The 22,262-nt window shown below is 59.6% G+C and carries 24 protein-coding genes; 10 read left to right on the top strand and 14 right to left on the bottom strand.

Features of this window, described 5'->3' with window-relative positions; all coding sequences use genetic code 11:
• The first annotated feature begins 57 nt into the window (after nucleotides 1-57).
• From Q8R10_RS20435 to ahpF, 3 genes are all read left to right on the top strand, one after another.
• Nucleotides 58-1,020 (top strand): NAD(P)H-quinone oxidoreductase, encoded by a 963-nt coding sequence (locus Q8R10_RS20435; RefSeq protein WP_305655932.1) that lies wholly within the window; start codon nucleotides 58-60, stop codon nucleotides 1,018-1,020.
• A 122-nt stretch (nucleotides 1,021-1,142) separates the two neighbouring features.
• Complete coding sequence (gene ahpC / locus Q8R10_RS20430; protein WP_305655931.1) at nucleotides 1,143-1,706, top strand: alkyl hydroperoxide reductase subunit C; 564 nt, start codon at nucleotides 1,143-1,145, stop codon at nucleotides 1,704-1,706.
• A gap of 122 nt (nucleotides 1,707-1,828) precedes the next feature.
• On the top strand, nucleotides 1,829-3,382 hold the full coding sequence (gene ahpF / locus Q8R10_RS20425; RefSeq protein WP_305655930.1) for an alkyl hydroperoxide reductase subunit F: 1,554 nt from the start codon (nucleotides 1,829-1,831) through the stop codon (nucleotides 3,380-3,382).
• Nucleotides 3,383-3,544: 162 nt separating this feature from the next.
• Here ahpF and Q8R10_RS20420 read toward each other — a convergent pair whose 3' ends face one another.
• From Q8R10_RS20420 to Q8R10_RS20390, 7 genes are all read right to left on the bottom strand, one after another.
• Entirely contained in the window at nucleotides 3,545-4,306 is a 762-nt protein-coding gene (locus Q8R10_RS20420) for an ABC transporter permease (protein ID WP_305655929.1), read from the bottom strand.
• Nucleotides 4,303-4,425, bottom strand: coding sequence for a hypothetical protein (locus tag Q8R10_RS20415; protein WP_305655928.1), 123 nt, complete (start codon nucleotides 4,423-4,425; stop codon nucleotides 4,303-4,305). The genes Q8R10_RS20420 and Q8R10_RS20415 overlap by 4 nt, the downstream gene beginning before the upstream one ends.
• Nucleotides 4,422-5,348: an ABC transporter ATP-binding protein gene (locus tag Q8R10_RS20410; RefSeq protein ID WP_305655927.1), complete on the bottom strand. Its 927-nt coding sequence runs from the start codon at nucleotides 5,346-5,348 to the stop codon at nucleotides 4,422-4,424. The genes Q8R10_RS20415 and Q8R10_RS20410 overlap by 4 nt, the downstream gene beginning before the upstream one ends.
• 143 nt (nucleotides 5,349-5,491) lie before the next feature.
• Nucleotides 5,492-6,112 carry a hypothetical protein gene (locus tag Q8R10_RS20405; protein WP_305655926.1) on the bottom strand — a complete coding sequence of 207 codons (621 nt, stop codon included), beginning with the start codon at nucleotides 6,110-6,112 and terminating at the stop codon, nucleotides 5,492-5,494.
• Nucleotides 6,113-6,370: 258 nt separating this feature from the next.
• Nucleotides 6,371-6,934, bottom strand: coding sequence for a magnesium transporter (locus Q8R10_RS20400; protein WP_305655925.1), 564 nt, complete (start codon nucleotides 6,932-6,934; stop codon nucleotides 6,371-6,373).
• A 217-nt stretch (nucleotides 6,935-7,151) separates the two neighbouring features.
• Nucleotides 7,152-7,508, bottom strand: coding sequence for an MmcQ/YjbR family DNA-binding protein (locus Q8R10_RS20395; RefSeq protein ID WP_305655924.1), 357 nt, complete (start codon nucleotides 7,506-7,508; stop codon nucleotides 7,152-7,154).
• Nucleotides 7,509-7,534: 26 nt separating this feature from the next.
• Nucleotides 7,535-7,996 (bottom strand): VOC family protein, encoded by a 462-nt coding sequence (locus tag Q8R10_RS20390; RefSeq protein ID WP_305655923.1) that lies wholly within the window; start codon nucleotides 7,994-7,996, stop codon nucleotides 7,535-7,537.
• A gap of 279 nt (nucleotides 7,997-8,275) precedes the next feature.
• On the opposite strand from Q8R10_RS20390, the gene Q8R10_RS20385 reads away from it, so the two are divergent.
• Entirely contained in the window at nucleotides 8,276-8,692 is a 417-nt protein-coding gene (locus Q8R10_RS20385; protein ID WP_305655922.1) for an HPF/RaiA family ribosome-associated protein, read from the top strand.
• 116 nt (nucleotides 8,693-8,808) lie between these two features.
• On the opposite strand, the gene Q8R10_RS20380 is transcribed toward Q8R10_RS20385, so the two are convergent.
• The 3 genes from Q8R10_RS20380 to Q8R10_RS20370 form a co-directional block, all read right to left on the bottom strand.
• Nucleotides 8,809-9,090, bottom strand: coding sequence for a peptidylprolyl isomerase (locus Q8R10_RS20380; protein WP_305655921.1), 282 nt, complete (start codon nucleotides 9,088-9,090; stop codon nucleotides 8,809-8,811).
• Between the two features lie 163 nt (nucleotides 9,091-9,253).
• Entirely contained in the window at nucleotides 9,254-10,963 is a 1,710-nt protein-coding gene (locus Q8R10_RS20375) for an amidase (RefSeq protein ID WP_305655920.1), read from the bottom strand.
• Between the two features lie 144 nt (nucleotides 10,964-11,107).
• The gene (locus Q8R10_RS20370; protein ID WP_305655919.1) at nucleotides 11,108-11,293 is read right to left on the bottom strand and encodes a hypothetical protein; all 186 of its coding nucleotides are present in this window, start codon (nucleotides 11,291-11,293) and stop codon (nucleotides 11,108-11,110) included.
• A 167-nt stretch (nucleotides 11,294-11,460) separates the two neighbouring features.
• On the opposite strand from Q8R10_RS20370, the gene Q8R10_RS20365 reads away from it, so the two are divergent.
• A complete protein-coding gene (locus Q8R10_RS20365) occupies nucleotides 11,461-11,808 on the top strand; it encodes a hypothetical protein (RefSeq protein WP_305655918.1) in 348 nt (115 codons plus the stop codon).
• 267 nt (nucleotides 11,809-12,075) lie between these two features.
• Here Q8R10_RS20365 and Q8R10_RS20360 read toward each other — a convergent pair whose 3' ends face one another.
• Nucleotides 12,076-13,902, bottom strand: a complete 1,827-nt coding sequence (locus tag Q8R10_RS20360; protein WP_305655917.1) for a long-chain-acyl-CoA synthetase — start codon at nucleotides 13,900-13,902, stop codon at nucleotides 12,076-12,078.
• A 481-nt stretch (nucleotides 13,903-14,383) separates the two neighbouring features.
• Here Q8R10_RS20360 and Q8R10_RS20355 point away from each other — a divergent pair, with 481 nt between their 5' ends.
• Nucleotides 14,384-15,100, top strand: coding sequence for an amidotransferase (locus Q8R10_RS20355; RefSeq protein WP_305655916.1), 717 nt, complete (start codon nucleotides 14,384-14,386; stop codon nucleotides 15,098-15,100).
• Between the two features lie 221 nt (nucleotides 15,101-15,321).
• Here the strand turns inward: Q8R10_RS20355 and Q8R10_RS20350 are convergent, their stop codons facing one another.
• Nucleotides 15,322-16,293, bottom strand: a complete 972-nt coding sequence (locus tag Q8R10_RS20350) for a magnesium and cobalt transport protein CorA (RefSeq protein WP_305655914.1) — start codon at nucleotides 16,291-16,293, stop codon at nucleotides 15,322-15,324.
• Nucleotides 16,294-16,434: 141 nt separating this feature from the next.
• On the opposite strand from Q8R10_RS20350, the gene Q8R10_RS20345 reads away from it, so the two are divergent.
• Entirely contained in the window at nucleotides 16,435-17,175 is a 741-nt protein-coding gene (locus Q8R10_RS20345) for a ZIP family metal transporter (protein WP_305655912.1), read from the top strand.
• Nucleotides 17,176-17,251: 76 nt separating this feature from the next.
• Nucleotides 17,252-17,947, top strand: a complete 696-nt coding sequence (gene pyrF / locus Q8R10_RS20340; RefSeq protein ID WP_305655911.1) for an orotidine-5'-phosphate decarboxylase — start codon at nucleotides 17,252-17,254, stop codon at nucleotides 17,945-17,947.
• A gap of 71 nt (nucleotides 17,948-18,018) precedes the next feature.
• On the opposite strand, the gene Q8R10_RS20335 is transcribed toward pyrF, so the two are convergent.
• The gene (locus tag Q8R10_RS20335) at nucleotides 18,019-19,026 is read right to left on the bottom strand and encodes an NADP-dependent oxidoreductase (RefSeq protein ID WP_305655910.1); all 1,008 of its coding nucleotides are present in this window, start codon (nucleotides 19,024-19,026) and stop codon (nucleotides 18,019-18,021) included.
• A gap of 140 nt (nucleotides 19,027-19,166) precedes the next feature.
• The gene (locus Q8R10_RS20330) at nucleotides 19,167-20,069 is read right to left on the bottom strand and encodes a hypothetical protein (RefSeq protein WP_305655908.1); all 903 of its coding nucleotides are present in this window, start codon (nucleotides 20,067-20,069) and stop codon (nucleotides 19,167-19,169) included.
• Nucleotides 20,070-20,296: 227 nt separating this feature from the next.
• Between Q8R10_RS20330 and Q8R10_RS20325 the strand changes: the two genes are divergently transcribed.
• Together Q8R10_RS20325 and Q8R10_RS20320 are read left to right on the top strand one after the other, a co-directional pair.
• Complete coding sequence (locus Q8R10_RS20325; protein WP_305655907.1) at nucleotides 20,297-21,058, top strand: SDR family oxidoreductase; 762 nt, start codon at nucleotides 20,297-20,299, stop codon at nucleotides 21,056-21,058.
• A 151-nt stretch (nucleotides 21,059-21,209) separates the two neighbouring features.
• Complete coding sequence (locus Q8R10_RS20320) at nucleotides 21,210-22,097, top strand: bile acid:sodium symporter family protein (protein WP_305655905.1); 888 nt, start codon at nucleotides 21,210-21,212, stop codon at nucleotides 22,095-22,097.
• Nucleotides 22,098-22,262: the final 165 nt, after the last annotated feature.

Here is a 22,262-nt window from a genome sequence, read left to right as displayed (position 1 = left end):
TGCAATAAACCCGACAATTGCAGATCGGGTTCAGTTGAAACTAACTATGGAGGCAGCATGCAGGCTTTGCAAGGCGTCGAAGGTGGTGTGCAGTGGGTGCAACGGCCGAATCCTGACTGCGATGTTGGGCAAATTCGGATTCAAGTCGCGGCAGCCGGACTTAATCGGGCCGACCTGCTACAGCGCGCCGGATTGTATCCGCCACCGCCGGGGGCGAGCGACATTATGGGGCTGGAATGTGCCGGAGTCGTCACTGAAGTCGGCGCGGGCAGCGCTTGGCAAGTCGGTGATCGGGTCTGCGCGTTGCTGGCCGGCGGTGGCATGGCGGAAGAAGTGGTGGTGGATGCCGGCCATGCCTTGCCGGTGCCCGATGGTTTGTCCTTGCTGGAAGCGGCCGCCTTGCCTGAGGTATACGCCACGGCCTGGCTGAACCTCTACCAGTTAGCCGGGCTGCGCCCTGGCGAGAAGGTGTTGGTGCATGCCGGCGCCAGTGGCGTGGGTTCGGCGGCTATTCAGCTGTGCAAGGCCTTGGGTAACCCGTGCTGGGTCAGCGTCGGCTCGCCTGAGCGCTTGGCTTATTGCGTCGCCCTCGGCGCTCAAGGCGGTGTGGTGCGTACCGAAGGGCTGGATGCCTTGCGTGATTTTGCCCCTTTCGATGTGATTCTCGATCCGGTTGGCGCCAGCTACGCCCAGAGCAACCTGCAACTGTTGGCGGTGGATGGCCGCTGGGTGCTGATTGGCTTGATGGGCGGGCGCGAGGTGCAGTTTGATCTCGGTATGCTGCTGGTCAAACGGGTGCAATTGCTCGGCTCCACCCTGCGCAACCGCGATGAACTGTTCAAGGCCGATCTGTTGCGCGATTTGCGCCAACACGTGTGGCCGCTGTTCAGCGAGGGTCGGCTCAAGCCGCAGTTGGAGAAAGTCTTTGCCGCCAAGGATGTGGAAGCCGCTTTTGCGGCGCTGGCGAGCAATCAGGTGAATGGCAAGTTGGTCCTGAGTATTAACGATAGTCTGACTTGATCAATGCTCGAAGCTACGATTGGCTTAGTCAATCGTAGCCATGGGTTCAATCAATAAGCTTTAGCGCAACGCCACCTCTATGATCTTTCTCGTCAACTACTTATCCCCACGAGGAAGCACCCATGTCGCTGATCAACACTCAAGTCCAGCCGTTCAAAGCCAACGCTTTCCACAACGGCAAGTTTATCGAAGTCACCGAGCAGAGCCTGCAAGGTCAGTGGTCGGTGCTGATCTTCATGCCGGCTGCCTTCACCTTCAACTGCCCGACTGAAATTGAAGACGCGGCCAACAACTACGCCGAGTTTCAGAAGGCCGGTACCGAGGTGTACATCGTCACCACCGACACCCACTTCTCGCACAAGGTTTGGCACGAGACTTCCCCAGCGGTAGGCAAAGCCAAGTTCCCGCTGATCGGTGACCCGACCCACACCCTGACCAACGCCTTCGGCGTGCATATCCCGGAAGAAGGCCTGGCCCTGCGTGGCACCTTCCTGATCAACCCGCAAGGCGTGATCAAGACCGTGGAAATCCACTCCAACGAAATCGCCCGTGATGTGTCGGAAACCCTGCGCAAGCTGAAAGCTGCCCAGTACACCGCCGCTCACCCAGGTGAAGTGTGCCCAGCCAAGTGGAAAGAAGGTGAAGCCACGCTGGCGCCGTCGTTGGACTTGGTTGGCAAAATCTAAATACGACTCACAAAGTCGTCATGCGCTGCGGGGTCGTCAACCGACTCCGCACTGCCCGAATGCCTGGGCGTGATCCGTCTGGGCATTTTTGTCTCTGAATTTCGTAAAAAGGGGTACTGATCATGTTGGATGCCAATCTTAAAACCCAGTTGAAGGCCTACCTCGAAAAGGTCACCCAGCCGTTCGAGATCGTCGCGTCCCTCGATGACAGCGATAAATCCCGCGAACTGAGTGGCCTGCTGCACGATATCGTCAGTCTGACCGACAAAATTACCCTGCGTGAAGATGGTAGCGATGCGCGCCAGCCGTCCTTCGCGTTGAACCGCCCCAACGGCGCTATTAGCCTGCGTTTCGCCGGCCTGCCGATGGGCCACGAGTTCACCTCGCTGGTACTGGCGCTGCTGCAAGTGGGCGGTCACCCCTCCAAGCTGGCTCAGGATGTGATCTCACAAATTCAGAACCTCGAAGGCGAATTCAACTTCGAGACCTATTTCTCGCTGTCTTGCCAGAATTGCCCGGACGTAGTCCAGGTGCTGAACTTGATGGCCGTGCTGAATCCCAATATCCGTCACGTGGCCATCGACGGCGCGCTGTTCCAAGCCGAAGTCGAGTCACGGCAGATCATGTCGGTGCCGAGCATCTACCTGAACGGCGAACTGTTCGGCCAGGGCCGTATGGAAGTCGAGCAGATTCTCGCCAAGATCGACACCGGCGCCAGTAGCCGTGACGCCGAGAAGCTCAACGCCAAGGCCGCCTTCGACGTACTGGTGATCGGTGGTGGCCCGGCCGGTGCTGCGGCGGCCATCTACGCCGCACGTAAAGGCATTCGCACCGGCGTCGCCGCCGAGCGTTTCGGCGGCCAGGTGCTCGACACCATGGCGATCGAGAACTTTATCTCGGTGCAAGAAACCGAAGGGCCGAAGCTGGCCCGTGCGCTGGAAGAACACGTTAAGCAGTACGACGTCGACATCATGAATCTGCAGCGCGCCAGCGCCTTGATTCCCGCCAGTCATGCCGGTGGCCTGCATGAAGTGAAGTTTGAAAGTGGTGCGACGCTGAAAGCCAAGACCCTGATCCTCTCCACAGGCGCGCGCTGGAGGGAAATGAACGTACCCGGCGAGCAGCAGTACCGTGGCAAAGGTGTGGCTTACTGCCCGCATTGCGATGGCCCGCTGTTCAAGGGCAAGCGGGTGGCGGTGATCGGCGGTGGCAACTCTGGCGTGGAAGCGGCCATCGACTTGGCCGGCATAGTCGCGCACGTCACCCTGATCGAGTTCGATAGCCAGTTGCGTGCCGATGCCGTATTGCAGAACAAGCTCAACAGCCTGAGCAATGTGACCATCATCAAGAGCGCCCTGACCACCGAGGTCAAAGGCGACGGGCAGAAGGTTAATGCCCTGGTGTACCAGGATCGCCACAGCGACGAGCTGCATACTGTGGTGTTGGAGGGCATCTTCGTGCAGATCGGTCTGTTGCCTAACAGCGATTGGCTGAAAGGCGTGGTGGAGCTGACCCCGCGTGGCGAGATCATCGTCGACGCCAAGGGCGGCACCAATATCCCCGGCATCTTCGCCGCCGGCGATGTGACCACAGTGCCCTACAAGCAGATCGTCATCGCCGTCGGTGAAGGCGCCAAGGCGGCGTTGAGCGCCTTCGATCACCTGATCCGCAGCTGATCGATGTTGCATAAAAAACGCCCCGGCAGTTGCCGGGGCGTTTTTGTTTGTCTGCAGAACCGTAGGATGGGTTGAGCTTGCGATACCCATCGAATATCCAACGGCGATCAAACCCATGATGGGTATCGCTGCGCTCCACCACATCCTACGGCCGGCTGCGGGCTAATTCTTCAGTCGGTAACCAGTGCGAAACATCCAGGTCACCATCAGCAGGCAGAGCAGCAGAAAGCCGGCAATCATGCCCAGGCTCATGCCGACATGCACGTCGGCGATGCCGTAGAAGCTCCAGCGAAAGGCGTTGATCAGGTACACCACCGGGTTGAACAGGGTGATGGTCTGCCACAGCGGCGGCAGCATGCTGATGGAGTAAAAACTGCCACCGAGGAAGGCCAGCGGCGTGACGATCAGCGCCGGCACCACCTGCAGCTTCTCCCAGCCATCGGCCCAGATGCCGACGATAAAGCCGAACAGGCTAAAGGTCACTGCCGTCAGCAGCATCAACAGCAGCATCCACAGCGGATGGGCGATCTCGAAGCTGACGAACAGCCGCGCGGTGAGCAAAATTACCAAGCCCAGAATCACCGACTTGGTGGCCGCCGCGCCGACGTAGCCGACGACTATTTCTAGCGGCGAAATCGGCGCCGACAGCACCTCGTAGATAGTCCCGGAGTAGCGCGGCATATAGATGCCGAAGGCGGCGTTGGAGATGCTCTCGGTGAGCATCGCCAGCATGATCAGCCCCGGCACGATAAAGGCGCCGTAACTGATGCCCTGCACTTCGGTCATGCTCGAACCGATGGCCGAGCCGAACACCACAAAATACAGCGAGGTGGAAATCACCGGGGTGGCGATGCTCTGCAGCAGGGTGCGCCAGGTGCGGGCCAGCTCGAACAAATAGATGGCGCGAATCGCATGGAGGTTCACGGGCGGCTCCTGAGCGGGTTGACGAAGATATCTTCCGGGGAGCTTTCGCTGGGGTTGCCGGCCAAATCGCGCGGCAATTCGTCGAACAGATAAATAGCGCGGATCGCATGGATATTCACGGGCGGCTCCTGAGCAGGTTGACGAAGATATCTTCCAGGGAGCTTTCGCTGGACTTCAAATCCTTGAATTCGATGCCGTTCGCGGCCAAATCGCCCAGCAGTTCGGCAATCCCGGTCTGCTCGCGCTGGCCGTCGAAGTTGAACACCAACTCATGGCCATCATCGGCCAACTCCAGGGCGTAAGGCGCCAGGGCGACGGGAATCAAACTCAGCGGCTGCTTGAGTTGCAACGTCAGCTGCTTCTTGCCGAGGCGCTGCATCAGCACCTGTTTGTCTTCGACCAGAATGATCTCGCCCTTGCTGATCACCCCGATGCGGTCGGCCATTTCTTCGGCCTCCTCGATGTAGTGGGTGGTGAGGATGATGGTCACTCCGCGCTCGCGCAGGCGCCGCACCATGGCCCACATGTCGCGGCGCAATTCGACGTCGACGCCGGCGGTGGGCTCATCCAAAAACAACACCGAAGGCTCATGGGACAACGCCTTGGCGATCATCACCCGGCGCTTCATGCCGCCGGACAATTCAAAAATCTTCGCGTCTTTTTTGTCCCACAGCGACAGGTCGCGCAGCACCTGCTCCAGGTAGGCCGGGTTGGGCGCCTTGCCGAACAGGCCGCGGCTGAACTTAAGGGTGGCCCAGACGGTTTCGAACACATCGTTGAACAGCTCTTGCGGCACCAGGCCGATCTGCCCACGGGAGGCGCGGTAGTCGCGCACTATGTCGTAGCCGCCAACCTGCACGGTGCCGCTGCCGGGATTGACGATGCCGCAGACGATGCTGATCAGGGTGGTCTTGCCGGCGCCATTGGGACCGAGCAGGGCAAAGATCTCGCCTTTGCGGATATCCAGATTGATATTGCGCAAGGCCGGGTGGCCGCTGGCGTAGGTTTTACTCAGCTGTTGAATCGAAATAACCGGGGCCACGGGCGCTCCAGAGGATGATGGAGGGGATGGGGCAGAGTAACAGTTTGCCTGCGGGCGGGGAGTGGGGCGCGTGGGTTGCGGGGCGAAAGCCGGCGCTAAAACTGGGTCGATCCAGCCGCCCTAGGCAGCTGGATCGGCGCGCATTAATTGCTGCGCGGGCTGGAGTAGGCGCGGATATCGCCGAACGGCGAGCTGCTCATGTCGACCTTGACCAGCATCAGCGGCGAGTTATTGATCCACGCATCATCAATCACTATGGTGCGGCCTACGTCATCGTTATCGGCGGCCACCAGCAGGTAGTAGGTGCCATTTTCGGCAGCTTCGCCATCCCAGCTCAGGGTGATCTGGCCGAGCACCGTCGACACGCGCGAAGGCTTCTTGGCGATCACTGCGCCGTTGGCATCCAGTAGCAGCGCCCGGGGTTTAACCGCCAGTTTGTTAAAGCCCATGCAGGGGCTGTGGCAGATCGAGTTGACGTTAAGGGTGTAACGCTCGCCTTTTTTCAACTCGAGGGAGAACATCCGGTAATTGGAAATCGAGCTGCCAAAAGACATCCGAGGCTCGTTGGCGCTGATCGGCCAGTTTGGCGTCAGCAGGCCGGTATTCACCGGCAGCGGGATCGCCTGGGTATTGTGGATGGCTTCCAGTGTATTGCTGGCGACCGGGCTACTGCCGGTGCGGACCAACTGCTCGTACAACGATTGCTGGTTAGCCGCGCAGGCGCCCAGCAGCAAGCAGGCGGCCAAGATAATGAACTTATGCAAGGTGAAACTCCTGAGTGACAACGTCCCTGTGTGCGTCAGGCTTGGCAGCCTGGCGATGAGCAATTCTAACTGGTTAGCGACTGGGCGAGGGTGATCAATAGCTCAGCTCGCTGGTTTTTGCTGTTGCTTGGCGTGTTCCAGGGCTCTTGGCGCACGCCCAAGCACTGCCCGCTAGTCGCAAGCACAGGGCGATCAGCCGCCACGCCGCCGGTCTGGGGCGGCGTGTTGCAACACGCTGGCGCGCAATCTGGGTGCCGGTTAGAGGCCGCCCAGGGTGCGTTTCAGTTGATGCAGCTTCTGTTGCGAGGTGAGCAGCCACTCGGGCACTGCTTTGCCGGTCCCGGCCATTTGCAAGTTTGGATGGCGACTCAGCACGTGGCCCAGCTGTGCTTCTTGGGTTGCTTTTACATCGACGAAGAACAGGTGTTTGCCCTCGTGCAAGCTCTGCTCAAATTGGCGAAACGACTGGTTGGACTTTTGGATTCCCAGCAGGCCGCCTTCCCAGGTGGCAAAGCCCATCAGCACGACGGCTAAAAAGATAAAGGGCAGCCAGCCGGTGGTGGTTTCGGTCAGCCCGAAGGCGTAGGACAGGCACAAGACCACCAACGCCAAGACGAAGCCGATCATCACCCCGGCGCCTCCCGAGCGAATCAGGTCTTGCTTCATCACCGAAGGCACATCATGCAGGTGGTGCTGGGCGACCTCGGCATCGTTTTCACTGAGTACATGAATCTGCTCGGTGCTGATGCCGCTGGCTTCCAGTTCCTTCTCAACGCTTTCCAGCTCGTCCAGGTTGTCACTTATGTAGTAGTGCCGGTTCATGGCACACCTCCCATCGGTTAGCCGCGGAGCCCCCGCCCCCGTGGGTGAGATCCCTGACAGCTCGCGGTGAAGACACCGCAATCGGCAGGACCGTGACCCGCCATGGGTCTGGCTTAAGTTTAGCACTGGCACCCAATTTGGCTGCGCCCTTCATCTGCTGACGGCCACTGTATCCAGCCCAGGCGTGTAGAACCCAGTAAAAGCTGCGGCGAATCGGTTAGGGGCGCAGCTCGGCCTGCCTTTTTTTGCTTAAGGCCGTGAAGGCCTGCTGGTAGGATCCGTGGATCAGCTCCTTGAGGTAATCGGGGTCTACCGAGGCCAGGTTGACGATGCTGATCCAATGAAAACGGTGCATATACCTGGCCGGTTTTATACCGGCTTGATCGGTGAGTTCGATAAAGCGTGTTGGGCTTACCCGCAGGCTAAAACGCCATTGTTCCGGTTCGCTGGTTTTGAAGTAAGCAAAGCGTTTTTCATCCAACTGGAACTGCAAAATATTGGCCGGCGGGCCAAAATTTGTCTCGCTGGCGCCGGGCAGCAATCGGCAATAATTAATGCATTCTTGGGTATTCATTGGTGTACTGCTCGCAGGTTAAAGATTCACGTTGGGCTGTTTTCCGTCTGACTTGGCGGCCAGTGGTCATGGCGCTCGCGGCGCTCTTGCCGGTAGTTGCTGACCTCTAGGCGGATGCCGTCGGGGTCGCAAAAATGCGTGGCGCAGTAGTCGGGCGCGTATTGTGGATACAGCTGTGCGGGGCTGGCGGCAATGCCGGCGCCGCGCAATTGCTCGGCCACGGCATGCACATCGGCGATCGACTCGACCCGCAAGCAAAAGTGCTGCAGCCCTGGCGCGTATGGGTCGTGGTTGCCAGCGCTGGTGGCCGGGCGCAGCACAAAGCCGAAGTGCCGGTTGAAATACTGAATATGCGCAGCCCCGGCGAGGCTGAAGCGGCTTTTGCGAAAGCCCAAGGTATTGATCAGCAGCTGATCATAAAAAGCCTCGGAAAGCGGCAGGTCGCTAACGCTGATGTACAGATGATCTATGCCAGTCACTTCAACCACTGTGGAACTCCTTTTAGGCATGGCTGCCGCTGGCGATTGCCGCGCGCCAAGCGATCCTAGCACTCGTGTGGCGCCTGCGCCGGTACTGCACCAGAACGCTGCGGAGCGCCAGGCAAGCCGGCTCGGCGGCCGCTTGCGTCGGTTGACCCATATCAGTGAAGAGTGTTTCGGATTGCAACAAAAGGCTTAAGACATTAGCCAGCGTGCGCAAGGATGGCGTAGGCTGAAGTTGTCGCACCAAATACGCGACGCTATTCGCGAACAGAAGAAGGAAAGCTTATGCAAATCCAAGTTCATAGCGATAACCACATCGAAGGCAGTGCCCGGCTTACAGAGTGGGTCAGTGAAACAGTTACCAGTAAGCTTGATCGCTTCGAAGAGGATCTGACCCGGGTGATCGTGCACCTTAGTGACGAGAACGGTATCAAAGCTGGCAGCCACGACAAGCGTTGCCAAATCGAGGCGCGGCCTAAAGGGCAGCAGCCGATTTCGGTTACCCACAAAGCCGAGTTATTGGAGTTTGCAGTAGAAGGGGCGATTGAAAAACTCAATCACGCCTTGAGTCATCAGTTCGGCAAGCTGCGTAACAAACGTGCGCAGGCCCCGCTGCTTGAGGGGGAGGTTGCGTCCGTTGAGGTACAGGACGCCCTGTTAGAGGAAGATTTCCTCGCTGACGAGCAAGTGCGTAGCGCATAACACCGCGCCCAAAAAAAGCCGCAGGAGGGAAGACCCCGCTGCGGCTTTTTTGTGCGCCGGATTTAACCTGCGTCAGCTGATTGGCAAGTGCTCACGCAGTGCGTGGCGCGGGCACATCAGTCTTGGCGGCTGGTAACTTCCAGCAGGTGAAAACCGAATTGGGTTTTCACTGGGCCTTGCACCACGTTGATCGGCGCGCTGAACACCACCGTGTCGAATTCTTTAACCATCTGGCCTGGGCCGAACGAGCCGAGGCTGCCGCCGTCACGGCTGGATGGGCAGGTGGAGTTGTCTTTAGCCACTTGGGCGAAATCAGCACCGCCTTCGATAGCGGCTTTCAGTTCGTTGCACTTAGCTTCGCTGGCAACCAGGATGTGACGGGCAGTGGCTTTGGCCATGGGGGTGACTCCTTTTAAATAAGGCGTAAAGCCTACCGGAATTGCTCGGCTATTTAAACGCCAGGTCGTCACTGGGACGTGACGCGCAGGTAGGCTTGGCGGGTTTGTTGGAATGCTAGATTGGGATTGACGCGGGTAGCGCGCCAATCCCGCCGTGTTTATTTTAGTCGCGCGGCAATGCTGGGGTGCGTGGCGGGATCAAGCGCTTCGTCCCGGTCGCTTCAAACGCCGCCGCCAAACGCAGCAGAGCCGAGTCGTCGTAGGCGCGGCCGGCAAACGTCAGGCCAACGGGCATGCCGATGTCCGCCATAACGCCCATCGGCACGGTAACCGTTGGGACCCCCAAATGGCGGATGGCCAAATTACCGTTGGCGACCCAGATACCGTTACTCCAGGCGATATCCGCCGCCGCCGAATCCACATCGGCATTGGCCGGCCCTACGTCGGCTACCGTCGGGAAGATCACCGCGTCCAGTCTGAGCCGGTCCATCCAGTCCTCGAGATCGATTTTGCGCGTCTGCTCAAGCCCGCGCAGTCCGTCAGCCAGCGTGCTGATCTGGTCCCATGGGGTAATGCCGCGTTCGGCCATCCGCACATACTCATCCATGCCCGCGACGAGGTCGCCCTCTCGGTTGGCTATGGTCCCCGGGTCGTGGGGAAAAATCAGCGGCCCATCGACATCGACCAGACGGTTCAACTTAGGATCGCCGTTGGCCTGCAGGAAATCATCGAAGGCCCAGGCGCTCAGGTCCCACAGTTCATGGTGGAGGAATTCTTTGCTAACCAAACCGCGGGTAAACACCGTCGGCGCGCCGGGACGATCACCCTCGCAATTCGACACCAGCGGGAAATCCACCTCGATAACGTCGGCATCGGCCGCTTCAAGCGCCTGCCGGGCCTGTTGCCAGAGACCGATCACCGAGGGGCGGGTGTGAATGCGCTGCCCGGTCGGGCCGCCGATGCCAGGCGCTTCGCTGGTGCCCGCTTCGGGGTCGGCGTTGATGTACATGCGCGGCACGCCGAAGCGCTTGCCCGCCAGTGCCGCAGGCTTTGCCGCGAGTTCCAGGTAGGAGGCGGGCCGCAACGAGGCAACGCTTGGCATCGGCACCCAGGGTTGTAGCCGCCACAAATCGCCGCGAGTGTCGGGATCTTCCGCCACCACCACGTCGAGTACTTCGAGCAGATCCGCCATGGTGCGGGCATAAGGCACCACCACATCCATGGTCGGCGTTAACGGCCAGTTGCCGCGCACCGAGATCACCCCGCGCGACGGCGTGTAGGCGCAGAGGCCGTTGTTCGAGGCCGGCCCGCGTCCGCTCGACCAGGTTTCTTCCGCCAGGCCGAAGGCTGCAAAACTGGCCGCGGTTGCCGTGCCCGCACCGTTGGATGAGCCCGAGGCGAAGGGCGCAGTGAGATAGGCCGCGTTGTACGGGCTCTCCGCACGGCCATAGACGCCGCGCTGCATGCCGCCGTTGGCCATCGGCGGCATATTGGTCTTGCCCAGGCAGATGGCCCCCGCGCCGCGCAGCCGTTCGATGGTGAAGGCATCGCGATAAGCCAGCAAATCTTTGAATGCCGGGCTGCCGGAGGCCGCAGTCAGGCCCTTAACCAGGTAACTGTCTTTGGCCGTGTAGGGGATGCCATCCAGTGGGCCGAGGGTTTCGCCGCGCGCGCGACGGGCGTCGGACGCCTGCGCCTCGTTGAGCGCCTCGGGATTGCTCACCACGAGCGCGTTGAGGGCGGTGGCGGTGTCGGCGCCGTTATAGGCAGCGATGCGGGCGAGATAGGCCTGCACCAGTTCAACCGCTGTGGTGCGACCGGCCTGCAGCGCAGCGCGCAGTTCGGCAATGGAAACCTCGGTTACCTCGATCATGCTGTCACCGCTGGCTGTTGTTGCAAGCTGGGCTCAGGGACGGCATTGCGCTGAAAATGGCTGCTCATATCGATCCTCGTTGTGCTCTGTGATGAAGCGCCCTTGGCTTCGCCGCTGCATCTGAAATTAGCAGATGAGCTGCATTTATACAGTGCTGGCGGTGGTCAGGGCTTGCTCTTTGATGACTTTATAGCGGATAAATATCTGTAAATATAGAGCATTAACAACATCTGGTAGAGTTTTGTGAATATTTTGCAGATAAATATCTGCAATTATTTTGATGCTAGCGACCAGCAAATACAGCGCTAGATCGGCGGAAAATACCCGCACATTCAAATCCAGGAGGGCGATTGCTGTTGCTGCAGCCGCTCCGAGGCCCGCACGGTGGGCGACTCGGGCTAATCCGCGGTCAAGGGATCAAGGGGCGGTATGCGTTGTCCAAGATTAGGCGTGATGGGTGTGAGACCGCCCGGGCGTCCACTTCAGGAGGTTTCAGCATGAATACCTTAAACATTGAAGGCTGGTGCAAAACCGGCGCCGACGAACAATCCACCCCCATGGGTTTTATCAATTTTCACGTCAGTGAAGCCGATCATTTGCGTCTAGAGCAGGCTGAAGTGCAGTTGCAGACGGCTGAGACGCCGGAGGTCATGGTCGCTGCCGATATGAGCACTCTGGATTTGATCACTCCGCAGGAATGTGGCCCTTTAACCGATTGCCAGTACCGGGTGTTTTTGAGCTCAGTCTCAACCGAGCCGCGCGGCCAATTTCATTTGGTCGGCCATCGGGCCAGCGACGGCAGTTTGGTTTATACCAATGCGGTGATGGTTGATCAGCTGGGTTAGTTATCCCGGATTATTGCTCGATATATAGCCCGCGTTGTGAGCCACATGGGTGTGGGAAATGCGCCAAGCCGTAAGGAACGGCTGCTGTCTGCGCGGATATACACACCGTACTCGTCGCAGGCAGTACAGCATCTACTCGTCGGCGCGCCACATGGCGGACTGTTCGCTGCGCTCCTGAGTCTGTACGCCCCTCCACGGTTTTGTCTTCAACACCTGAGTCATCGGCGTTAACCCGCGGGCGCCATTGCGGCGCCCGGGTTGCTGCGATCAAAAGCGATAGCTGGCGGTTTGGATCTTTCCGTAGGTAAGGCTGCACACCGGTTCAAAACTATCGCTGCCGGGCAGGCGCACCAGCAGTGGGTCCTGGGTTTGCGCCGGGTCGTAGGCCACCTGCTTGAGGTCGGTCTTCTTGTATTTGAAGGTGCCGGTGGTTTCCACCTCGGTCAGCAGGCGAATAAACAGCGGCGCGGCATAGGCGGGCATCTCCTGATCCAGATACTGCGCCAAGGCCTGCGGGTCTAGTTGTGCGCCGGCGCTCAGGCGCAGCGCGGCCATGCCGCAGCGGCCGTTGGTTTCCGGGATTTCCACGCCATAGACCACCGCATCCTCAACGCCTGGGAAGGCGCCCAGCAGGCTTTCGACTTCGGTGGTGGAGACGTTCTCGCCCTTCCAACGGAAGGTATCGCCCAGGCGGTCGACAAACTGCGCGTGCTTGCAGCCGATATTGCGCATTAGGTCGCCGGTGTTGTACCAGGCGTCGCCTTTCTTGAACACGTTACGCAGGATCGCCGCCTCGCTCTTGGCAGGATCCGTGTAGCCATCGAAGGGCCATTTCTTGCTGATTTCGCTGATCAATAAACCGGGTTGGCCTTGGCTGGTTTTTTCTAAAAAGCCCTTGGCATTGCGCACCGGCCGGTCGTTGTCCAGGTCGTAGCCGACTATGGCAAAAGTCGCCGGTGAGTAGCCGACGGTGTTGTCAAAATTGAACACATTGGTGAAGCCGATATTGCCCTCGCTGGAGGCGTAAAACTCGGTAATACGCTGCACCTCGAAGCGGGTTTTGAACTCGTTCCAGATCGAGGGGCGCAAGCCGTTGCCGATCATGCAGGTCAGGCTGTTATTTTTTTCCTCGGGGCATACCGGTTGATTGAGCAGGTAACGGCACAGTTCGCCGATATAGCCAAAACAGGTGGCGTTGTAATAGGCCACGTCCTTCCAAAAGGCGCTGGCGGAGAACTTGCGCCGCACCGCCAGGGCCGCGCCGCCGGCCAGTGCCGAGCCCCAGCTAACGGTCACGGCGTTGCTGTGATAAAGCGGCAGGGTCAGGTACAGCACGTCGGTGTTCTGCAGCGCCAGGCCGGCATGGCCGAAACCGCCATAGGCCTTGATCCACTTGCCGTGGCTGGTGATCGAGGCCTTGGGCATGCCGGTGGTGCCGGAGGTGTAGATGTAGAAACAGGGGTCTTTGAGCCTGACCTGCTGGCTGTCCGGCAGATTGACCTCGCTTTGGCCGACCGTGCGTTGGGCCAGATTAACCCAGCCACTCGGCGCGCTACCGGCGTCTTGCAGGGTGTCGCGGTCGGCCAGCCAGTAGCAGGGCCGCTCGGCGCCCTGTACGTCGCCGCGAACCTCGGTAAAGGCTTCGACCAGCTCCTCGCCAATCGCAAAAAAGGCCGGCTTGGCCAGATTCAGGCTGTGGGTCAGCACCTTGCCGCGCTGGGTGGTGTTGAGCAGCGCGCCGACCGCGCCGAGCTTGGCCAGCGCCGCCAGCAGTGCCAGTTGCTCCAGGCGGTTTTCCAACATCACCGCCACTACAGAGCCGTGCTTGACGCCATCGGCCTTGAGGGCCCAAGCGAGGCGATTGGCCCAGGCATTGAACTGGCGATAGTTGAGGTTGCGGGTTTCATCCATCACCGCCGGGCGCTCCGGATGCAATTGGCTGGTGCGCTCCAGCGCCCAAGCCAGGGACAGGGTTTTTTCGCGGTTACGAATGCCAGCGTAATACAAGCCGCGCAACATCCGTGGCACACGGCTGAAGTTGACGGGCAGACGGGCTAGAAAACGGGCAGGGGAAATCAGATCGGCTTGGGTCATGGCTCTCGCGCTTGTGGTTATTGTTCGGGGAAACAGGCAGTGTGAAAACGTAGCGAGCGAAGGTTAGGCAAGGCAAAAACAGGCGAGGACGCGGAGTTTACGAGTTGTAAATGAGCAGTACTCGTTGCACTCGCCCTCCGGGCCGCGCTACAGCGCGTTAGCGCCAAGGCGCTTTCCGAGCCTGTTTTTAACGCTGCATAACCGAGCGCAGTAGTTTTCACGCTGCCTGAAAATGCGCCAGTGGCGAATTTAGAACAAAAGCCGCTGCCGGGGCTATGACCTTGTTGCAGGCGGCCGTGGGCAAATGGGCAAATTCTGCGTTGAATCGCGGGGGTAAAGTTGTAGTGCCTGGGTCATTTGGACGGCGATAAAAGGTCAGGCTAATTGCGCCTTTTGCCCGCCGAGAGGTTTTCATAAATGCCTATCTGTGTTAAAAAAAACAAACACTTTACCTTGTCATTCACTGCTTCAGGAAACCTGCATGCCACTGCGTATTTGCATCCTTGAGACCGATAATATTCACCCCGATTTGGTTGGCCAATTTCAGGGTTATGGTCGGATGTTTCAGCGTTTATTCGCCCGTCAGCCGATCGCGGCCGAGTTTGAGGTGTTCAATGTAGTTGCCGGCCAATACCCGGACGATCAACAGCACTACGACGCTTATCTGATCACCGGCAGCAAGGCCGACTCCTTCGGCAGCGATCCCTGGATTGCAACCCTGCGGGTGTTTTTGCTGAAGCGTTATCAACTGGGCGACAAGCTGATGGGTGTGTGTTTTGGTCATCAGTTACTGGCCTTGTTGTTGGGTGGTAAAACCGAACGGGCCATTCAGGGCTGGGGCGTTGGCGTGCACCACTATGAAATCAGTGAGCAGCCGGCCTGGATGCAGCCGAGCACCGAGCGTTTGGCCATGCTGATCAGCCACCAAGATCAGGTCACCGTGGCCCCGGATAACGCCACCATTCTGGCCAGCAGCGAGTTCTGCCCGATTGGCGCTTATTGCATTGGCGATCAGGTGTTGTGCTTCCAGGGTCACCCGGAGTTTGACCACGATTACTCGCGCTCGGTGCTGGAAATCCGCCAGGATATGTACGGCCAGCAGGTGTACAAGCGCGGTCTCACCAGCCTGCAGCATGAGCAGCAAGGCCAGATGGTGGCCGAGTGGATGATGCGTTTTGTCGAGCAGGGCAAGCGTTAAGCTTTGTCCCAGTTACCTGTTGCACACAGCTTTTGTGGGTTAGTGGCGCAGGACAAGGTTTGAAAACCCACTGTTCAATGTGTGCGCCACGTAACCCACCATGGCGCTCGACCGGCAAACCGCATGGTGGGTTACGCGGCGCCCGGCTTGCGCGGTGATGCAAGCAACCACCGTCCGCGCCGCTAACCCACCCTACGCATTGCCCTCAAATTGGTCGGTAACTACAGCCAGCCCAGACGTTTGAAGTTGGCGAATAACGTGCAGCAGCCCACGCCGATAACGCCCAGTACGCCGAAGTAGCCGTAGTGCCAGGTCAGCTCCGGCATATTCTGAAAGTTCATCCCGTAGATGCCGGCAACCGCCGTTGGGAAGGCCAGAATGGCCGCCCAGGCGGCGAATTTGCGTTGCACCACGCTCTGTCGTGATGACTCGAGCAGCAAGCCGATTTCGATGGTTTGGCTGGCGATGTCGCGCAGTACGGTCAAGTCTTCCAGCAGGCGGTTGACGTGAATCGCCACGTCGCGAAAGTACGGCCGCATATGTTTGTCGATAAAGGGAAACGACAGGCTTTGCAGCTCTTGGCAGACCTCTGCCAGCGGGGCGACGTGGCGGTGCAGGCGCAGCAAGTCGCGGCGCAGGCCGTGGATACGCTCGATGTCGCCCTGGTTAAGGGATTGGCCGAGGACGTTTTGTTCCAGTTTGTCTATCTCACTGTGAATCAGCTCGGTGACCGGCCGATAGGTTTCCACCACGAAGTTGAGCAGCGCGTAGAGCACAAAGTCTTCGCCGTTGGCCAGCAGCAGCGGCTTGGCTTCACAGCTTTGGCGCACGTGGGAGTAGGGCGATGAGTCGCCGTAACGGGCGCTGATGATGTAGCCGGTGCCGGCAAAAATGTGGGTTTCGATAAACTCCAGTTTGCCGTCGACCCGCAGTGGCGCGTAGAGCACCATAAACAGCGCATCGCCAAAGGTTTCCAGTTTCGGCCGGCTGTGCTGCCCCAGAGCGTCGCTGATGGCCAGGTCATGCAGGTTAAATTGCCGCTGCAGGCTGGCCAGCTCTTCGCTGTTGGGCTGCTGCAGACCAATCCAGACAAAGTGCTCGGGCTTGGCGGCCCACGCGGCGCCTTCATCCAAGTTAATGTCGGCGACCTTTTTACCTTCGGCGTAAACCGCTGCAGCTACTACTCGTCCCATCTGCGTATCCAATCCTTGCTGGTGAAAATCAGTCGGTGCAAAAACTCAGCTTAACCCATCGCAGACCAGGTTTTTCACGGCAATAAGCAAGCAGCCCGGCGTCTGAGCCGGTAGCCTTGCTGCTTTTTAGGGGGAGCCTGCATGTCGTTGGCGATTGTTTTACAGGCCGGGCTTTGGGCTTGGCTGGCCGCCAGCAGCTTGTTGGTGGGGGCTTTGATTGGTTTTTACTGGAGTCTGCCACGCAAGGTGGTGGCCACCGTCATGGCCTATGGCAGTGGCGTGCTGATTGCCGCGCTGTGTTTTGAGCAGATCCCCGAAGCCCAGCGCCTCGGCGGTATTTGGCCGACCTTGGGCGGTTTGCTGGCCGGTGGGGTGGTTTTTGTCGCGGCCAATGAATGGCTTGAGCACCAGGAGCGTAAGCATCGCAGCAAGTCGTCGGGCAAGGCGCCAGTGGTGGGTTTGCTGATTGCCGCCGGGGCATTTCTGGATGGTATTCCAGAATCCTTGGGCCTGGGTCTGGGCTTGCTCGGTGGCGGCAATGTCAGCTTGGTGATGATGATTGCGATCCTGCTGGCCAACTTGCCGGAAGGTTTGGCCAGCGCCGCCGGGCTTAAGGCCGAGGGTCGCAGCGCCGCCTATGTGTTCAGCGTTTGGGGGGTGATTGTGCTGCTCTCCGGGGTGGCGGCCATGCTCGGGCCGTTGTTGATGGCCGATCTGTCACCGCTGTGGTTGTCGTTTGCGCTGGGTTTCTCGGCCGGTGCGGTGCTGTGCATGCTGGTCGATACGCTGATTCCCGAAGCCTTTGCCGAGACCCATGCCTTCACTGGGTTAATCACCCTGGCCGGTTTTATGACCGCTTTTGCCGTGAGCAATTTGCTTTAAAACTGCGCCGCCTATAGGTCGGCAGCCCCGCTCAAGCGGTACAATGCGCGCGTTTTGATTAGCCAGAGAAGCCGCCATGTCCTGCCAGAGTCCCATCATCGTCGCCCTCGATTTCCCCACCGCTGACGCTGCCTTGGCGTTGGCGGCTCAGCTCGACCCACGCCAGTGCCGGCTCAAAGTCGGCAAAGAACTGTTCACCCGCTGCGGGCCGTCGATAGTCGAGGCCTTGCAGGCGCAGGGTTTTGAAGTGTTTCTCGATTTGAAATTCCATGACATTCCCAACACCACCGCCATGGCGGTAAAAGCGGCGGCCGAGTTGGGCGTATGGATGGTCAATGTGCACTGCAGCGGTGGCCTGCGGATGATGGCCGCCTGTCGCGAAACCCTGGAGCAACTCAGCGGGCCCAAACCCTTGCTGATCGGCGTGACCGTGCTGACCAGCATGGAGCGTGAGGACCTGGCCGGTATTGGTCTGGATATCGAGCCGCAGGCGCAGGTGCTGCGTCTGGCCGGTTTGGCTCAGCAGGCCGGTTTGGATGGTTTGGTCTGCTCGGCCCAGGAGGCCAGCGCCCTGAAAGCCGCGCATCCGCAGTTGCAGTTGGTGACGCCGGGGATTCGTCCGGCCGGCAGTGCCCAGGATGATCAGCGGCGGATTCTGACCCCGGCGCAGGCCTTGCAGGCAGGCTCCGATTACCTGGTCATAGGTCGGCCGATCAGCCAAGCCGCCAACCCGCAGCAAGCCTTGGCGGCAGTGCTGGCAGAGTTGGGTTAAACGCAGAAGTTCAAGCGTAGGGTGGGTTAGCCGCGTAGCGGCGTAACCCACCATTGTTGGCGCCCGCCGGTTTATTCGACCTTCAACACCAGCTTGCCGAAGTTCTCGCCGCTGAACAGTTTCAGCAGGGTTTCTGGGAAGGTTTCCAGGCCGACCACTATGTCTTCGCGACTCTTGATCTTGCCGCTGGCCAGCCAGCCGCCCATCTCTGCGGCGGCCTCGGCAAAGCGCGGGGCGTAGGTCATCACCACCATGCCTTCCATGCGGGCGCTGTTGACCAGCAAGTTTAGGTAGTTGGCCGGGCCTTTAACCGCTTGTTTGTTGTTGTACTGGCTGATGGCGCCGCAGATGATCACCCGCGCCTTGAAGGCCAGGCGGGTCAGCACCGCATCGAGAATGTCGCCACCGACGTTGTCGAAATACACATCCACGCCTTTCGGGCATTCACGCTTGAGGCCGGCGACCACGTCTTCGTTTTTGTAGTCGATCACACCGTCAAAACCCAGTTCGTCGATCAGCGATTTGCACTTCTCGGCGCCGCCGGCAATGCCAATCACCCGGCAGCCTTTGAGCTTGGCGATTTGCCCGGCAATGCTGCCGACCGCACCGGCCGCGCCGGAGATCACCACGGTTTCGCCCGCTTTCGGCTGGCCGACATCGAGCAGCGCGAAGTAGGCGGTCATGCCGGTCATGCCGAGCGCCGACAGGTACAGCGGCAACGGCGCACGGCTTGGATCGATCTTATAGAAGCCCTTGGGTTCGCCGAGAAAGTAATCCTGCACGCCGAGTGCGCCATTAACGTAGTCACCCACGGCAAAGCCCGGATTTTGCGAGGCGATTACCTTGCCGACGCCGAGGGCGCGCATCACTTCACCCAAACCGACTGGCGGGATATAGGACTTGGCGTCGTTCATCCAGCCGCGCATGGCCGGGTCCAGCGACAGGTATTCATTTTTGACCAGAATTTGCCCCGGCCCCGGTTCGCCGAGAACGGTTTCGACATAGCTGAAGGTTTCCCGGCTGGGTAGGCCTTGCGGGCGTTGGGCGAGTAAGAATTGACGGTTGTGATGGACACTCATGGCAGGCACTCATGGCTGGTAACGCTGATGGGTAGCCTTCTTTGATAGCCCCGAATCGGCCTGCGGGCAAGTTTTGCCGCGTCGCGAAATACCGCGAGATCTATTTAACTGATAAAGCTTGAGCGGCTGGCTAAGCGTGATCATTGCACGCTCGCGTTGAAGTCCGGTCCGCTACATGGGCCCTGCAGGCAGCCGGCTTCGATCCAGCCGATGGTCACGTTCAGTGGGTTATGCACCGCCAATATGTCGCTGTTTTTGTCCATGCGGACCAGCAGCCATTGCACGCCTTGGGCGTCCTGATACTGCTGCAACTGCTGCAGGCTTGCGCCGGGCAGGTAGCGGCGGCTGATATTGCCGAACATGGCCGTGCCGAAGTTATCACTCCAGCCTTGGTTGTACGCGTCTTGACGCTCTGGCGAGGTACGTAAGGTGACGCCGCCCTTGGCGGCTAATTGACCGCTGACGGGGGTTGTTAGGTCCGGCAGTTGCAGGCTCACCGGTACCTGGTCGCGAGCCTGTGGGGGCTTGCGCTCACCCATGGCGTAGCTCTCTATGGGGTCGCCGCAACAACCAGCCCGATAGTCGACAAACTGTGCTTTCGGTTGCAGCTGAATAAATAGCAATTCACTCGGACTGCGGCTCACTTGCCCGGAGAACCAGCCATTTGCTGCGCCGTACCAAATCAGGCTCAGGGCGCCTTCACGGCATTGCGCGGTGCCGCTGTAGAGCAGGTCAGGTGCGCCATCGGCATTCAGGTCGGCTTGGTAAAAGTGTTCAGTGGAGTTTTGCTCGTACAGCGCGCGGGTGATGAAGGAGCAATCCGGCGACTCCTCGGGTGAGTCTGCCGGCAGCTGCTCCAGATAATGCTTGCGCAGCAACCATTTGATCTCGTCGAAGCGTGCCTGGCTGGGCGCCGGTAGCTTGGCAACCGGCAGCCAGTGCGCCGCCTGTGGATATAACACTAGGGCCAATTGCGCGGGGTCGGCCGCCCGGCAGTTAAGGCTGCAGAGTAATAACACCAAGGTGCAAAGCAGACGTGGCATGGCGATCATCCGTGAGGGCGCGAGAGGCCAGCACCTTAGGCGCAAATCTGCCGCCGGACAATGCTTGGCGCGGCTGTTCTGGTGGGCGTTGCCGCCGCTGCGGCTCGCTACGCTTGGCTTATCAGCGTTTTGCATAGGCTGCCAACCGGGGGTTTGATAGTGCTGCCTCGCTGCTTGCGCACTGGCTAGACTGCTGGCGGTTAATCACTCCCGCAGAGGACAGTTAAATGAGCATGAGTTTCTCCGGCCAGGTTGCTCTGGTCACCGGCGCCGCTGCCGGTATTGGTCGCGCCACCGCCCAGGCTTTTGCTGCCGAGGGGCTGAATGTAGTGGTTGCGGATGTTGACGCCGCAGGCGGCGAGGGCACGGCCGAGTTGATCCGTCAGGCCGGTGGTGAGGCCACGTTCGTGCGTTGCGATGTCACTAAAGACGCCGATGTGCAGGCGCTGATGGCCGCGACAGTGGCGGCTTACGGGCGGCTGGATTACGCCTTTAACAATGCCGGCATCGAGATCGAAAAGGGCAAGCTCAACGAAGGCACTGAGGCCGAGTTCGACGCCATCATGGGCGTCAACGTCAAGGGTGTCTGGCTGTGCATGAAGTACCAGTTGCCGTTGCTGCTGGCCCAGGGTGGCGGCGCTATCGTCAATACCGCCTCGATCGCAGGCTTAGGCGCCGCGCCGAAGATGAGCATCTACAGCGCCTCCAAACACGCGGTGATCGGCCTGACCAAGTCGGCGGCCATCGAGTTTGCCAAGAAGAAGATTCGCGTCAACGCCATCTGCCCGGCCGTGATAGACACCGACATGTTCCGCCGCGCCTATGAAGCCGACCCGAAGAAGGGCGAATTCGTTGCCTCCATGCACCCGGTTGGGCGCATCGGCCGGGTCGAGGAAATTGCCGCGGCGGTGATGTACCTGTGCTGCGATGGCGCGGCCTTCACCACCGGCCAAGCGCTGGCGATTGATGGCGGTGTCACCGCGATGTAATGGCGACATCCGCATACTAAGGCGCTATACAGACTTTCTGTATGGCGCCTTTTTTATGGCGAATAGATATCGGCTTGGCCGGCAGAGTCACTGGTGGAGATGCTCGCAGCCCGGCACAATCGCTGCAGTCTAAATAAAGGAAATAACCACAATGACCGCCGATCCCCTGTTAATTATTTTTCTTCCGGTAGCGCTGGGCATCATCATGCTCGGCCTGGGGTTGTCGCTGAGTCTGGCCGACTTTGCCCGGGTGGTGCAGTTCCCCAAGCCGGTGCTGGTGGGGCTGGTTTGCCAGCTGCTGTTGCTGCCGGTGATCTGCTTTTTTATCGCCACCGGCTTTGGTTTGGCGCCGGCCTTGGCGGTCGGCTTGATGCTGTTGGCGGCCTCGCCAGGGGGCACCAGCGCCAACCTGTACAGCCACTTGGCCCATGGCGATGTGGCGCTGAATATCACCCTGACGGCGGTGAATTCGGTGATCGCGATCCTGACCATGCCGCTGATCGTTAACCTGTCGCTCAATCACTTTATGGCCGCCGATCAGGCCATCCCGCTGCAGTTCGCCAAGGTCGTGCAGGTGTTTGCCATAGTGCTGGGGCCGGTGGCCATTGGCATGTTGATCAAGCGTCAGTTGCCGGGCTTTGCCGCACGCATGGACAAACCGGTGAAGATTCTTTCCGGTCTGTTTTTGCTGCTGATCATAGTGCTGGCCATCGCCAAGGACTGGAACACAGTGGTCGAATACGCCCCGCAAGTCGGCTTGGCGGCGCTGGTGTTTAACCTGGTCAGCTTGGCGGTCGGTTACTGGGTACCGCGCTTGCTGAAACTCAGCCTGCGCCAGTCAATCGCCATCGGCATGGAGATCGGCATCCACAACGGCACCCTGGCGATTGCCTTGGCGCTGAGCCCGGCGCTGCTGAACAACCCGACCATGGCGATTCCCGCTGCGCTCTACGGTTTCATCATGTTCTTTACCGCCGGTGTATTTGGTTGGCTGGTCAATCGTGTGCATGGCCGCGAGCTGGCGCTCAGTCCGGCTTGATGTCCCGGTTAACTGTTGTGCGCCGCTTTTGTAGATACTCTGTTGGAGGTCAAGCTTTCACTTGGTGAATGCTGCTGAACAGTTTGCTGGAATCAAAGCGCTCGCCCTGCTGGATGCAGGCCCAAACGCCGGTCAGATACTTGCGCATCACTGCGCACAAGGCTT

Source organism: Pseudomonas sp., from assembly GCF_030698175.1.
Taxonomy (GTDB): domain Bacteria; phylum Pseudomonadota; class Gammaproteobacteria; order Pseudomonadales; family Pseudomonadaceae; genus Aquipseudomonas.
This window is presented reverse-complemented; position numbering and strand designations above follow the sequence as displayed.

What these genes read in the sequence shown, in the direction of transcription:
- Q8R10_RS20435 (WP_305655932.1), top strand. Translation starts at nt 58, where the DNA reads ATGCAGGCTTTGCAAGGCGTCGAAGGTGGTGTGCAGTGGGTGCAACGG.
- ahpC (WP_305655931.1), top strand. Translation starts at nt 1,143, where the DNA reads ATGTCGCTGATCAACACTCAAGTCCAGCCGTTCAAAGCCAACGCTTTC.
- ahpF (WP_305655930.1), top strand. Translation starts at nt 1,829, where the DNA reads ATGTTGGATGCCAATCTTAAAACCCAGTTGAAGGCCTACCTCGAAAAG.
- Q8R10_RS20400 (WP_305655925.1), bottom strand. Translation starts at nt 6,934, where the DNA reads ATGAACCGGCACTACTACATAAGTGACAACCTGGACGAGCTGGAAAGC.
- Q8R10_RS20395 (WP_305655924.1), bottom strand. Translation starts at nt 7,508, where the DNA reads ATGAATACCCAAGAATGCATTAATTATTGCCGATTGCTGCCCGGCGCC.
- Q8R10_RS20385 (WP_305655922.1), top strand. Translation starts at nt 8,276, where the DNA reads ATGCAAATCCAAGTTCATAGCGATAACCACATCGAAGGCAGTGCCCGG.
- Q8R10_RS20380 (WP_305655921.1), bottom strand. Translation starts at nt 9,090, where the DNA reads ATGGCCAAAGCCACTGCCCGTCACATCCTGGTTGCCAGCGAAGCTAAG.
- Q8R10_RS20375 (WP_305655920.1), bottom strand. Translation starts at nt 10,963, where the DNA reads ATGATCGAGGTAACCGAGGTTTCCATTGCCGAACTGCGCGCTGCGCTG.
- Q8R10_RS20365 (WP_305655918.1), top strand. Translation starts at nt 11,461, where the DNA reads ATGAATACCTTAAACATTGAAGGCTGGTGCAAAACCGGCGCCGACGAA.
- Q8R10_RS20360 (WP_305655917.1), bottom strand. Translation starts at nt 13,902, where the DNA reads ATGACCCAAGCCGATCTGATTTCCCCTGCCCGTTTTCTAGCCCGTCTG.
- Q8R10_RS20355 (WP_305655916.1), top strand. Translation starts at nt 14,384, where the DNA reads ATGCCACTGCGTATTTGCATCCTTGAGACCGATAATATTCACCCCGAT.
- Q8R10_RS20350 (WP_305655914.1), bottom strand. Translation starts at nt 16,293, where the DNA reads ATGGGACGAGTAGTAGCTGCAGCGGTTTACGCCGAAGGTAAAAAGGTC.
- Q8R10_RS20345 (WP_305655912.1), top strand. Translation starts at nt 16,435, where the DNA reads ATGTCGTTGGCGATTGTTTTACAGGCCGGGCTTTGGGCTTGGCTGGCC.
- pyrF (WP_305655911.1), top strand. Translation starts at nt 17,252, where the DNA reads ATGTCCTGCCAGAGTCCCATCATCGTCGCCCTCGATTTCCCCACCGCT.
- Q8R10_RS20335 (WP_305655910.1), bottom strand. Translation starts at nt 19,026, where the DNA reads ATGAGTGTCCATCACAACCGTCAATTCTTACTCGCCCAACGCCCGCAA.
- Q8R10_RS20330 (WP_305655908.1), bottom strand. Translation starts at nt 20,069, where the DNA reads ATGCCACGTCTGCTTTGCACCTTGGTGTTATTACTCTGCAGCCTTAAC.
- Q8R10_RS20325 (WP_305655907.1), top strand. Translation starts at nt 20,297, where the DNA reads ATGAGCATGAGTTTCTCCGGCCAGGTTGCTCTGGTCACCGGCGCCGCT.
- Q8R10_RS20320 (WP_305655905.1), top strand. Translation starts at nt 21,210, where the DNA reads ATGACCGCCGATCCCCTGTTAATTATTTTTCTTCCGGTAGCGCTGGGC.